The sequence below is a fragment of the Tepidamorphus gemmatus genome, assembly GCF_004346195.1.
GTDB classification, from domain to species: domain Bacteria; phylum Pseudomonadota; class Alphaproteobacteria; order Rhizobiales; family Tepidamorphaceae; genus Tepidamorphus; species Tepidamorphus gemmatus.
Map to the genome: position 1 here is coordinate 44,656 of NZ_SMAK01000015.1, position 11,951 is coordinate 56,606.

Annotated in this window: 9 protein-coding genes, 1 tRNA gene and 2 pseudogenes; 10 read left to right on the top strand and 2 right to left on the bottom strand. The window is 66.9% G+C overall.

Annotated elements, in window-relative coordinates; genetic code table 11:
- Positions 1–4 precede the first annotated feature (4 nt).
- The gene (locus EDC22_RS16710) at positions 5–1,381 is read left to right on the top strand and encodes an aspartate aminotransferase family protein (RefSeq protein WP_132807818.1); all 1,377 of its coding nucleotides are present in this window, start codon (positions 5–7) and stop codon (positions 1,379–1,381) included.
- A gap of 43 nt (positions 1,382–1,424) precedes the next feature.
- On the opposite strand, the gene EDC22_RS16715 is transcribed toward EDC22_RS16710, so the two are convergent.
- Positions 1,425–1,844 carry an I78 family peptidase inhibitor gene (locus EDC22_RS16715; protein WP_207903814.1) on the bottom strand — a complete coding sequence of 140 codons (420 nt, stop codon included), beginning with the start codon at positions 1,842–1,844 and terminating at the stop codon, positions 1,425–1,427.
- A gap of 153 nt (positions 1,845–1,997) precedes the next feature.
- On the opposite strand from EDC22_RS16715, the gene EDC22_RS16720 reads away from it, so the two are divergent.
- From EDC22_RS16720 to EDC22_RS16745, 6 genes are all read left to right on the top strand, one after another.
- Positions 1,998–2,576: an NnrU family protein gene (locus tag EDC22_RS16720; RefSeq protein ID WP_132807819.1), complete on the top strand. Its 579-nt coding sequence runs from the start codon at positions 1,998–2,000 to the stop codon at positions 2,574–2,576.
- Positions 2,577–2,685: 109 nt separating this feature from the next.
- Complete coding sequence (locus EDC22_RS16725; RefSeq protein WP_165926950.1) at positions 2,686–4,794, top strand: methyl-accepting chemotaxis protein; 2,109 nt, start codon at positions 2,686–2,688, stop codon at positions 4,792–4,794.
- A 121-nt stretch (positions 4,795–4,915) separates the two neighbouring features.
- Entirely contained in the window at positions 4,916–6,397 is a 1,482-nt protein-coding gene (gene gatB, locus EDC22_RS16730; protein WP_207903815.1) for an Asp-tRNA(Asn)/Glu-tRNA(Gln) amidotransferase subunit GatB, read from the top strand.
- Between the two features lie 148 nt (positions 6,398–6,545).
- Positions 6,546–7,241 carry a glutathione S-transferase N-terminal domain-containing protein gene (locus EDC22_RS16735; protein WP_132807821.1) on the top strand — a complete coding sequence of 232 codons (696 nt, stop codon included), beginning with the start codon at positions 6,546–6,548 and terminating at the stop codon, positions 7,239–7,241.
- 507 nt (positions 7,242–7,748) lie between these two features.
- On the top strand, positions 7,749–8,018 hold the full coding sequence (locus tag EDC22_RS16740; protein WP_132807822.1) for an SEL1-like repeat protein: 270 nt from the start codon (positions 7,749–7,751) through the stop codon (positions 8,016–8,018).
- Between the two features lie 597 nt (positions 8,019–8,615).
- Positions 8,616–8,707: transfer RNA gene (locus EDC22_RS16745), tRNA-Ser, on the top strand.
- A 4-nt stretch (positions 8,708–8,711) separates the two neighbouring features.
- Here the strand turns inward: EDC22_RS16745 and EDC22_RS16750 are convergent.
- A pseudogene (locus EDC22_RS16750) lies at positions 8,712–9,233 on the bottom strand (integrase core domain-containing protein); the annotation flags it as partial.
- Here EDC22_RS16750 and EDC22_RS16755 point away from each other — a divergent pair.
- The 3 genes and pseudogenes from EDC22_RS16755 to EDC22_RS16765 all read left to right on the top strand — a co-directional run.
- Positions 9,226–9,747, top strand: a pseudogene (locus EDC22_RS16755) (DDE-type integrase/transposase/recombinase); the annotation flags it as partial. The pseudogenes EDC22_RS16750 and EDC22_RS16755 sit on opposite strands and share 8 nt — an antisense overlap.
- Positions 9,748–9,960: 213 nt before the next feature.
- Positions 9,961–10,848 carry an SMP-30/gluconolactonase/LRE family protein gene (locus EDC22_RS16760; protein ID WP_132807824.1) on the top strand — a complete coding sequence of 296 codons (888 nt, stop codon included), beginning with the start codon at positions 9,961–9,963 and terminating at the stop codon, positions 10,846–10,848.
- Positions 10,849–10,876: 28 nt separating this feature from the next.
- Positions 10,877–11,863, top strand: a complete 987-nt coding sequence (locus tag EDC22_RS16765) for a sialic acid TRAP transporter substrate-binding protein SiaP (RefSeq protein WP_165926952.1) — start codon at positions 10,877–10,879, stop codon at positions 11,861–11,863.
- Positions 11,864–11,951 lie beyond the last annotated feature (88 nt).

Here is an 11,951-nt window from a genome sequence, read left to right on the forward strand (position 1 = left end):
TGAAATGCTCGACCGCAACAACGAACTCGACGCCTTCGACCGCGACCACTTCTTCCATCCCTCCACCCATATGGGGGCGCATGCGCGCGGCGAGACGCCGAACCGGATCATCGCGGGCGGCGAGGGAGTCTACATCACCGATACCAACGGGCGCGTCAGCCTCGACGCCTTCGCCGGGCTCTATTGCGTCAATGTTGGCTATGGCCGCCGGAAGATCGCCGATGCGATCGCCGCGCAGGCACGAGAGCTCGCCTACTATCATGCCTATGTCGGGCATGGTACCGAGGCCTCCATCCGGCTCGCGCGGATGATCGTCGAGCGGGCGCCCAAGGGGATGAGCCGCGTCTATTTCGGCCTGTCCGGGTCCGATGCCAATGAGACCAACATCAAGCTGATCTGGTACGCCAACAACGTCCTGGGGCGGCCGGAGAAGAAGAAGATCATCTCGCGCTGGCGCGGCTATCACGGCTCTGGCGTGATGACCGGATCACTGACTGGGCTTGATCTGTTCCACAAGGCATTCGATCTGCCGCGCGCGCCGATTCTCCATACGGAGGCGCCGTATTATTTCCGCCGCGCCGACCGGTCGATGAGCGAGGAGCAATTCTCTCAGCATTGCGCCGACCAGCTCGATGCACTGATCGTTGCGGAGGGACCGGAGACGGTCGCCGCCTTCATCGGCGAACCGATCCTCGGCACCGGTGGTATCGTGCCGCCGCCGGCGGGCTACTGGCAGAAGATCCAGGCGGTGCTGAAGAAGCACGACGTGATGCTGGTTGCCGACGAAGTGGTCACCGGCTTCGGCCGGCTCGGCTCGATGTTCGGCTCCGACCACTACGGTATCGAGCCCGACCTGATCACCATCGCCAAGGGGCTGACATCCGCCTATGCGCCGCTGTCGGGTGTGATCGTCTCGGAGAAGCTCTGGGAAGTGCTTGTCATGGGCTCAGACCGGCTAGGTCCGATTGGCCACGGTTGGACCTACTCGGCGCATCCGATCTGCGCAGCCGCCGGCATCGCCAATCTCGAGCTGATCGACGAGCGGGACCTCGTGCGCAATGCCGGCGTGACCGGGGCCTTCCTCCGCGCCGAACTGGACCGCGCCGTCGGCGGTCATGTCCATGTCGGTGAGGTGCGTGGCGACGGCCTGATGGCGGCGATCGAGTTCGTGCGCGACCGCGACGACCGAGTCTTCTTCGACCCGTCGGAGAAGATCGGCCCGCGCATCGCCGCCGCGCTGGCGGATCGGGGCGTGATCGGCCGTGCCATGCCGCAGGGCGACATACTCGGCTTTGCCCCGCCACTCTGCCTCACCCGCGAGGAGGCCGTGCGGATCGTCGAGGCCACCGCCGGCGCCATCGGCGACGTCTTCGGCAGGTGAGGGCCGTAGCCAGGGCACGTAGGTCTGCGGGCCGCCCCCGGCGCTACCAGCAGGTGACCTCGCGCACCACGCCGCCCTCATCGACCAGGACGTTCAGCCGGTCGGGACTGTATTCCTGCGTGACCGCCATGTCCGGCCGGAGCACGCGCACCAGTCGGGCGCCGGCTGCCTGGCGGGCGCTTTCGATCAGCGCGGGAGTCGCCACGCGGCCGATTGCGAACTGCGCGGGCGCGGGATTGCAGCCCTCGCCCGTGGCCGGCGGGGTCTGACCACTGCCCGGCGAAGACCCGATGCTGGCGCCGGGCGGAGATGTGGAAATGCCGCCTTGCGGCGGCGATGCCGTCGTGCCGCCCGGCTGCTGCGGGGTGACCGATCCGCCAGGAGGCGGCTCGTCGGACCCGTTACAGGCCGCGGCCATCAGGGCCGTGGCGAGCAAGCCAGCGGCTGCGCCGATCGATCTCATCGCCTGTCTCCCCTCCAAGTCTCTCGCCCGGATCCCGGGACCTACGGACCATAGGATGAACGCCGCCGCATGGCGACTCCAAGGCAGGTGCCGGAATCGCCGCGATAATGCTGTAATCGTCCACGGTCGTGTCACTTCGCCGGAGGCTTCGCGATGCTGGTTCTGCTCATCGGTCTTGTGCTGTTCCTCGGTGTGCATTCGGTGCGGATCGTCGCCCCGGCATGGCGCGAGGCGACGATCGCGCAGCGCGGCGAGACAGCCTGGAAGGGAATCTACTCGCTCGTCGCCGGCCTCGGGCTGGTGCTGATCATCTGGGGCTACGGGCTGGCACGTGCCGAGCCGGTCGTCCTCTATAGCCCGCCGATCTGGGCGCGGCACCTTGCGCTCGTCCTGATGATGCCGGTCTTCGTCATGCTCGCGGCCGCCTATGTTCCCGGTCGGATCAGGACGGCGCTGAAGCATCCGATGCTGGCGGCGGTGAAGCTGTGGGCGCTCGCGCACCTGATCGCCAACGGCACGCTCGCCGATGTCGTGCTGTTCGGCTCGTTCCTGGCCTGGGCAGTGGCCGACCGCATCTCCGTGAAGCGCCGCCCTGCTGATGCAGGAGGCGTGGCCGGTCTGCCGCCGGCCCCCGCCAACGATCTGATTGCCGTGGTCATTGGTGCGACCCTCTATGTCGTCTTTCTCCTGTTCCTGCACCGCTGGCTGTTCGGCGTCTCGCCCTTGGGCTGAGGCCTCGGAAGCCGCTTTAGTATTGGGTAAGTTTCGTCGCCTATCTTCCCCAGCTCTTGGAGGGACCAGTCTGCTGCCGCTCCTGGTAGGGGGCGCGCGGCGACCCAGAATGGGGAAGATCGAGATGTTCGGACGTCTGTCCGTCGTTGCGCTGATGCGCGGTATCGTGTCTGTGCTTGGCGTCCTGCTGGTGGCGCTGGCGGCCACGGGGTTGTGGAGCGCCATCGAGCGCTATTCGGTCGCAACTCGGGTGAACCAGATCAACGCGATTTCCGATGCCCTGCTGCTAGCGACCGAAAACCTCGCCATCGAGCGCGGTACCACCAACACTGCCTTGCGGGCAGCCGAGCCGGCCAGCGACGACACGATCCGCTCGATCGCCGAGCGGCGGCAGACGTCGAACACGGCGCTGAATGCGGCGATGACCGCGCTCGAGGCGCAGAGCTTTGCGGGCAAGGACGATCTCGTTGCCCGTGTCAGAGATGCCCTGGCGAGCGTCGAGCGGCTGCGGGCGGACGCCGACCGCGATCTGACGCGGCCGCGCGGCGAACGCTCCGAGGAGCTGGTGCAGGGCTGGATGCCCGCGATCGTCGCGCTGATGGACAGCGTTGCGCAGCTGTCGAGCGCCACCGGCTTCCAGATCAAGCTGGCCGATCCCTTCGTCGCCGAGCAGACGCTGGTCAAGGAAATGGCCTGGCAGGCGCGTGACTTCGCGGGCCGCGAACGAGCCGCCATCGGTGGCGCGATCGCCGCCGGCGAGGCGCTCACGCCCGACCGCCGTGTCGCCATCGCCGAGTTCCGGGGTAGGGTCTCGGCAGCCTGGGAGGAGATCGAGAAGATCGCCCGCCGCGAGGGCATTCCCGCCGCCTTCACCGCTCAGGTGGCCGACACCCGCAGGGTTTACTTCGAGGAATTCAAGCCGGCCGCAGACAAGGTCTATGCGGCGCTGGCCGAGGGCGCCGCGCCAGGCATGACCGGGCCGCAGTGGTACGATCTGTCCAATCCGCCGCTGGCCTCGATCATGCGGGTCAAGGATGCCTCGGTCGAAGTGACGCAGGCCCATGCCGACCGGCAGGTCGCGGCGGCCCAGCTCGCCATCGCCGTCAATCTCGGCGCCCTCATCGTCGCGCTCATCATGATCGCCGGCGCGCTGGTGCTGACCAATCGCCGCTTCGCCCGGCCGTTGGCGCTGCTGACCGGGGCGATCGGCGCGCTCGCCGAGAAGCGCTACGACACCGAGATTCCCGGAACAGAGAAGACCGACGAGATCGGCATGATGGCTCGGGCGCTCGAGACCCTTCGCGACCGGGCGCGCGACGCCGACAGGTTGCAGGCCGAGCGCGAGCGATCGCAGGAGGAGCAGATCCGGCGCTCGCGCCGGATCGAGGAACTGTGCGCGGAGTTCGACCGCCAGGTGCGCGAGGCCCTGGATGCCGTGGCATCCGGTGCGGACCAGATGGAGAGCAACGCCGACAGCCTCGCGAGCCTCGCCGAGCGTACCTCGTCGCGCGCCTCGACGGTCGCCTCGGCGGCGGAGGAGCTCAGTGCCAACGTCCAGATCGTCGCCTCTGCCACCGAGCAGCTGTCGAGCGCCATACAGGAGATCAACCAGCAGATGGGCCAGTCGCTGGCGATCACCCGCCAGGCAGTGGACGAGGCCGATCGCACCAACGGCACCATCGGCGGCCTCGCCGACGCGGCCAGCCGCATCGGCGAGGTGGTCAGCCTCATCAACGACATCGCCGCCCAGACCAATCTGCTGGCGCTCAACGCCACCATCGAGGCGGCGCGCGCCGGCGAGGCAGGCAAGGGCTTCGCGGTCGTCGCCAATGAGGTGAAGTCGCTTGCCACCCAGACTGCCAAGGCGACAGAGGAAATCTCCGCCCAGATCGCCGAGGTTCAGGCCACCACCGGCAGCGCCGTGGATGCCGTGGCCACCATCGGCAAGACAATCCTGCGGGTCAACGAGATCGTCAACGCGATCGCCGCGGCCGTCGAGGAGCAGGGCGCGGCGACCCGCGAGATCGCCGAGAACGTCCGCCATGCCGCGAGCGCCACTGACGAGGTATCGACCAACATCGTCGCGGTGACGACCGATACCCAGGAAACCGGCCAGCGCTCCAGCGAGGTGCATGCCACCTCCGGCGAGCTGAGCCGCACCGCCGAAATACTGCGCCAGCAGGTGGCGACTTTCCTCGGCGGCGTCCGCGCCGCCTGAACGGGCATCGCCGCTGACATCTGGGGGGGGGCGGCCGGCGCGATGGCGTCGTCCCGCCCTCCCATTTGCGCGTCAACTGGTCTATGAGGAGCCCGACGATCGGACTGCGGGACCCATGAACATGAACGAAGCTGTGCGCGCGGCGATGAAGTCGAAGCTCATCGAGGGGGAGACCGGGCCCTGGGAGGTGGTGATCGGCATGGAGGTCCATGCCCAGGTCACCTCGAACGCCAAGCTGTTCTCGGGTGCCTCGACCGAGTTCGGCGGCGAGCCCAACAGCCATGTCAGCCTGGTCGATGCGGCGATGCCCGGCATGCTGCCGGTGATCAACCGCTTCTGCGTCGAGCAGGCGGTCCGCACCGGCCTCGGCCTCAAGGCGAAGATCAACCTCCGCAGCGTCTTCGACCGCAAGAACTACTTCTACCCGGACCTCCCGCAGGGCTATCAGATCTCCCAGTACCAGCATCCGGTGGTCGGCGAGGGCGTCGTGCTTGTCGACATGCCAGACGGCGAGACGATCCGGGTCGGCATCGAGCGCATCCATCTCGAGCAGGATGCGGGCAAGAGTCTGCACGACCGGCACCCGACGCGGTCCTACGTTGATCTCAACCGCTCCGGCGTCGCGCTGATGGAGATCGTTTCCAAGCCAGACCTGCGCTCCGCCGAGGAGGCACGCGGCTACATCACCAAGTTGCGGGCGATCCTTCGCTATCTCGGCACCTGCGACGGCAACATGGAGCAGGGCTCGCTGCGCGCCGACGTCAACGTCTCGGTCCGCCGGCCGGGCGAACCGTTCGGCACCAGGTGCGAGATCAAGAACGTCAATTCGATCCGCTTCATCGCCCAGGCGATCGACTACGAGGCACGCCGCCAGATCGGCATCATCGAGGATGGCGGCACGATCGAACAGGAGACGCGGCTATTCGATCCGAAGACCGGCCAGACGCGCTCGATGCGCTCCAAGGAGGAGGCGCACGACTATCGCTACTTCCCCGATCCGGACCTTCTGCCGCTCGAACTCGATGCAGCCTGGGTGGACGCGATCGCGGCCTCGCTGCCGGAGCTGCCGGACGACAAGAAGGCGCGCTTCATCGCGGAATTCGGCCTGACACCCTATGACGCCGGTGTGCTCGTCGCCGAGCGCGAGACGGCCGACTTCTTCGAGCAGGTCGCCGCCGGGCGCGATCCCAAGGCCGCCGCGAACTGGGTGATAAACGACCTGCTCGGGGCGCTCAACAAGGCGGGCAGATCGATCGGAGACAGCCCCGTCTCCGCCGACCAGCTCGGCGCCATCATCGACCTGATCAGCGAGAAGGTGATCTCCGGCAAGATCGCCAAGGACCTTTTCGAGATCGTCTGGTCAGAGGGCGGCGACCCACGCGCCATCGTCGAGGCGCGCGGCATGAGGCAGGTCACCGACACCGGGGCGATCGAAAGGGCCGTCGATGAGGTGATCGCCGCCCATCCCGACAAGGTCGAACAGGCGCGGGCGAAACCCTCGATGGCCGGCTGGTTCGTCGGTCAGGTCATGAAGGCGACCGCCGGCAAGGCCAATCCCCAGGCCGTCAACGAGCTGGTCAGGGCGAAGCTCGGGATCGAGTGAGGCCATCGACCTGTCGGAACGGAGGCCCGACGCCCGGCCCTCGCCGCCGGCATCGCCGGGACTTGTCCGATCCGGTCGCGGCGACATATCTGCAGGCGGTCCGCTGGGGCGTCGGCCGGCGCTCCATTCCGCAACGGAGCGCCAAGCCATGCCGAATCCCATCGAACTCTATTACTGGCCCACCCCGAACGGCTGGAAGATCACCATCTTTCTCGAGGAGGCCGGGCTTCCCTACGTGGTGAAATACGTCAACATCGGCCGCGGCGAGCAGTTCGATCCGGCCTTCCTGGCGATTTCCCCCAACAACCGCATGCCGGCGATCGTCGATCCGGACGGCCCGGACGGCCGGCCGATCTCCGTGTTCGAATCCGGCGCCATCCTCCAGTATCTCGGACGCAAGACCGGGAAGTTCTATCCTGCCGACGAGCGCGCCCGGGTCGAGGTCGAGGAATGGCTGATGTGGCAGGTGGCGGGCCTCGGCCCGATGCTCGGCCAGAACCACCACTTCCGCAACTACGCCCCCGAGAAGATCCCCTATGCGATCAGGCGCTACGAGGACGAGGCGAACCGCCTCTACGGCGTCCTCAACACGCGCCTCAAGGGCCGCGAATACGTGGCCGGCGACTATTCGATTGCCGATATGGCGATCGTCGCCTGGACGCGCGGCTGGCAGCAACAGGGCATCGACATCGCCGAATTCCCCGAGGTCGGGGCCTGGCTCGGTCGCATCCTGGCGCGTCCCGCGGTCCAGCGGGCGCTGGCAGTGGGCGAGGACAAGCGGATGAACCTCGCGGAGGACAAGGAGGCTCAGAAGGTGCTGTTTGGCCAGCGCGCGCGGGGCTGAGGCGTCACCGGGCAGTCGGTCAGTGACAGCACCTTGCTGCGGGCAGCCGCCGCGGAGCCGCAACCACGGGCTGTCGATCACCCGTCAGCCCGGAAGCTGCGTTGACGGCTATCCGGCATCGGGACGCAAACGCGCTTGAGGATGCCCCGTGCAGCGCGCTCAACACCTGCGACCGACCCAGTCCGCCGCGATGGGCGCGGCTCGAGATGAAGCGGCCCGGCCCGACGCGTCGCCAGTGAGTCCTGGTGACTGTCCGGTAAACACCGGATGGTAACGCCCCGGCAACCTGATGCCGGATTGACCGGAATCCCTGGGCCGCAATGGCTAACCATCGGTCAATTCACGCTCTGTTGGTAGAATTTTCGGCGAATATTCATCAAATCGCTTTACCCCGGATTCAAGCGGGCGAGTCAGTCTTGTGTCCGACGGTGGAGGCCGTCGGATGGATGAGCCGGTGGAACCGGTTCTGGGGACATATGGACATCGCGAACGAGGGAGTAATTCACGATGGCCCGCTTCGACATGCAGTCGCATCATGAGGCAGGACTTGCCCAGGGCGCAGACAGTGCAGACATCTTCTTCCGTCTCGGGATGATGTATTCGATCGGCCGTACGGTCGAACCGGATCTCGTCGCGGCCCACAAGTGGTTCAACATCGCCGCCGCCAAGGGCCACGCGGTTGCCGCCAGCTATCGGCAGGAGATTGCTGCCGAGATGTCGGCTGCCCAGGTCGCCGACGCCCAGCGCGCCGCCCGCGAATGGCTGAACCTGCATTGAACCGTTGCCCCGGCGCAGACCCGTGTTGCGCCGGCTGGCGGATGCCGGATCGCTGGCGGTCAACCGCGCACAGCCGGACGGTGCAACGTCTCGCACAACCGCGGGCGTGGCCTCAGCCACCCGGGCCGCCCCATGCACCGCGGCCGCGCGCCTCGCTCACGCCGGGGTCAATGTCCGCGTTGCTGGCATTGATGCCGCCATTTCCGCCGGCGGTCTGTTCGCGGGTCTGATCGCCAGGGTGGGGAGGTCCGGCACGCAGCGCCGGTCCATCTGACACACTGGCCGTCACGCCGGCGCGTCGGACGAGAGGCCCGGCCGGACGAACCGACGGTCATCAGCTGGGGAGGCGCCGCGGCAGTGGCGCGGGCGGCGGCACAGGCTCCGGCCGCCGGGATGGCCATCCCACACGGCTTGACCGGATCGGTCCTGCCGGATTGCCCCAGGCGCGGATTGCCGCCATGCGGCACCTCGCCACTGGAGACTCCGTGGGCGGCGTCCGCGATCGCGCGGCGAATCGTGATTGTTCGCAGGCTCAGCGCGTACTGCGCGATCAGCCGTTGACCTGAAAGCCTTTGGTCTGTAGGCAGGTCGCCCAGCGGAGACGTGGCCGAGCGGTCGAAGGCGGCGGTTTGCTAAACCGTTATACCGGGAAACCGGTATCGAGGGTTCGAATCCCTCCGTCTCCGCCAGAGGTCATGGGTACGATCCGGAGACATGGGTAACAGTTCGTACCTGAGACATGGCTGACACCCTCGTGCCGAACGGGGTGTCGATGGTCTGCAAGGTCCTCCGTTCCAGGTCGATGTATCCCAGATCGTCGTGCATGAGGCTGACGAGCCAGATGCCGTCGTCGACTTCGGTGAGTCCCAATTTCTGGCCGGCGAGCACGGTCGAGACGTTGATCTTCCTTCTTGCCATGCAGATGCGGCCGCATGCGGTGACGAGGATGTCCCTGTCGTGGAAGGGATACTCGATATCAGGCAATCCCTGATAGGGCCTTGAAGACGGTGCATAGGCTTCGGCCGGCGTCTTCATGGCGAGCGCCTCGTGGGGACGTTCGTCGTTGACCTGGCTGACGAAGTCGTCGAAGCGGCCCTGCTGCTTCAGCGCGTTCATGCCGGGCGGGCGCGCCGTCTCGGCCTTCAGCGTACGGTGCATGCGCTCATGGCGGCCGTTCTGTTGCGGGTTGCCTGGCTTGATCCTCTCGATGGCGATCCGGCAGGGGCCGAACCAGCGCTGGTCGCTGGACTTCGTCGCCGATGCCCTTTCCTGGGACCGCCGGTTCCGGGTGCTGGCGGTGGTCGACGACTTCACGCGCGAGGCGCTCTGCCTGGTCGTCGATACTTCGATCGGTGGCGAGCGGGTCGTGTGCGATCTCGAGTCGGTGATCGCCAGGCGCGGCCGACCGGCGACGATCGTCTCGGACAACGGGACCGAGCTGACCTTGAAGGCCGTGCTCGACTGGACCAACCGCAGTGGCGTCGAGTCGCACTACATCGCGCCCGGCAAGCCGACGCAGAACGCGTTCGTCGAGACCTTCAACGGCCGGTTGCGGGACGACAACCAGGTGCGGCCGCACTCGGCCCACGGTGGTCTGACACCCCAGGCAGCGCTCCTCCGGTCCGCGGGCGATCGGCTGCGCAAACCCGACCAGCTCCTCCGCTCGCCCGCTACCAGCCCGCCAGCGGACGAGGCACTATCAGCCACCCAGGACTCTCATTATCCGTGAGGGGCCGACGGGGAGCAGGTCGGCATCGATCGCCACCGTCAACAGCGTCTCGGCCACAGCTTCCGGAGTGGTCTCATCATCAGACCCCGTCGCATTGGATATTTGGCATAATTCATTTCAGCCGTGATAATCAGGAATATCAGGTAAAATCCAAAACAGCGGTTGAAAAAGCGTGGAGGTCCCGATAAGCCTGTGCGCACCGAGGGAGCAGGCATGCCGGGCACCAGCACGACACCGCGGATTGAGGTCGCCTTTGCCGCGCGTGACCGGCTTGGCGAGACGCCGATCTGGTGCGACCGGACGCAGCGCCTGTGGTGGGTCGATATCGAGGATCCGACCCTGCATTGTCTCGATCCGGTGACCGGTGTGCACTGGTCCGAGGCCCACGAGGGACAGTACCTGGGGTCCTGCGGCTTGCATCGCGATGGCGGGCTCGTGCTGGCCCGGGATCTCAGCCTCGTTCGGCGTCGGGACGACGGACGGCTGGACCAACTGGCCGAGGTCGAATCCGGGATCGACAATCGCCTCAACGACGGGCGCGTCGATGCGCGCGGACGGCTGTGGATCGGCACGATGGACAACGCCCTGCACCGGCCGTCCGGATCGCTGTATCGCGTCGATCCGGACGGCACGGTGATGCGCCAGTTCGGCGGGGTCATCGTCTCGAATGGCATCGCCTTCTCGCCCGACGGGCGCACCCTGCATTTCACGGACACGCGGCGATACATCAGCTGGGCCTTCGACCTCGATCTCGACGAGGGCACGCTGCGCAACCGCCGTGTCTTTGCCGACTTCACGCAGGGCCGCGACCGGCCCGACGGCGCCTGCGTCGATCAGGACGGTTGTCTCTGGATGGCGATCTTTGCGGGTGGCAGGATCGTGCGCCTCACCCCGGACGGGCGCATCGACCGCACGGTCGTACTGCCGGTAACCAATCCGACCTGCCTGTGCTTCGGCGGGGCCGACCTCAGCACCCTGTTCGTCACCACGGCGCGCAAGTTCCTGTCCGAGCAGCAGCTGGCCGCCGAGCCGCTGGCCGGCAGTCTGCTGGCGATCCACGGGCTTGGCCGTGGTCTGCCCGAGCATCGTTTCGGACCATGACACAAACCTCGACCCTGGGAGGATCCCGATGACTGGCACCATGACCCGACGCAGCCTTCTGATCGCCGTCGGCCTGAGTGCGGCAATGCCGCACCTGGCATCGGCGCAGGACCCGATCACCTTGCGGTTCTCGGACGTGACGACGGCAGATGCGCCGCGCTCGGTCGCCCTGACCACGATCTTCGCGCCCGCGCTCGAGCCGGATTTCCGGTTCGAGCCCTATTTCGGCGGCACGCTGTTCAGCCAGGGCAGCGAGCTCGTCGCGGTGCAGCGCGGCAATCTCGACATGGCACTGCTGCCGCCGTCGGATTTCGCTACGCAGGTGCCGGCCTTCGACATTCTGGGCGCGGCCTATGTGGTGCGCGATGCCGACCATCTGGCCCGGATCTTCGATAGCGAGGTGGGCGAGACCTTCCGCCGGATGGCGCGCGAGCAGCTGGGGGTCGAGATCCTCGCCCCGGCCTATTACGGGGCGCGCCATGTCAACCTGCGCGGCCGCCGGCCGATCCGCACGCCGCAGGACCTGAACGGCGTCCGCCTGCGCATGCCGGGCGGCGAGAGCTGGCAGTTCCTGGGGCGGGCGATCGGCGCCAACCCGATGCCGGTCGCCTATGCCGAGACCTATACCGCGCTCCAGACCGGTGTGATCGACGGGCAGGACAACCCGTTGCCGAACAACCGGTTGATGAGCTTTCACGAAGTCACCGACCAGATCGTGCTGACGCGCCACAATATCGGTTTCGGCTTGCTGATCGTGCGGGCCGAGCTGTTCGACTCGCTGTCCGCCGAGCAGCAGGAGCGCATGCGCAAGGCAGCGCGCGACGCCTTCGCATGGAGCACCGCGGAATATCTGCGCCAGGAAGAGGAACTGGTCGAATTCTTCCGCGAGGCAGGACTGGACGTCTACGAACCCGATGTCGAGGCGTTCCGCGCATATGCGCAGGAGCAGTACCTGAATTCGCCCCTCTCCAAGTCGTGGCCCGAAGGAATGCTGGACGCCATCAACGCCCTGTGAGATGCCGTCACGTTGCGCAAGCGGTTTTCGCGATCCGACATGGCGCGGGCGGCGTCGGGATGTGTGGCCTATGCCGCCCGCGCCGTGT

Coding starts and splice junctions, on each gene's coding strand:
- EDC22_RS16735 (WP_132807821.1), top strand. CDS start 6,546: ATGCCGAATCCCATCGAACTCTATTACTGGCCCACCCCGAACGGCTGG.
- EDC22_RS16760 (WP_132807824.1), top strand. CDS start 9,961: ATGCCGGGCACCAGCACGACACCGCGGATTGAGGTCGCCTTTGCCGCG.
- EDC22_RS16740 (WP_132807822.1), top strand. CDS start 7,749: ATGGCCCGCTTCGACATGCAGTCGCATCATGAGGCAGGACTTGCCCAG.
- EDC22_RS16725 (WP_165926950.1), top strand. CDS start 2,686: ATGGGGAAGATCGAGATGTTCGGACGTCTGTCCGTCGTTGCGCTGATG.
- EDC22_RS16710 (WP_132807818.1), top strand. CDS start 5: ATGCTCGACCGCAACAACGAACTCGACGCCTTCGACCGCGACCACTTC.
- EDC22_RS16765 (WP_165926952.1), top strand. CDS start 10,877: ATGACTGGCACCATGACCCGACGCAGCCTTCTGATCGCCGTCGGCCTG.
- EDC22_RS16720 (WP_132807819.1), top strand. CDS start 1,998: ATGCTGGTTCTGCTCATCGGTCTTGTGCTGTTCCTCGGTGTGCATTCG.
- EDC22_RS16715 (WP_207903814.1), bottom strand. CDS start 1,844: ATGAGATCGATCGGCGCAGCCGCTGGCTTGCTCGCCACGGCCCTGATG.
- gatB (WP_207903815.1), top strand. CDS start 4,916: ATGAACGAAGCTGTGCGCGCGGCGATGAAGTCGAAGCTCATCGAGGGG.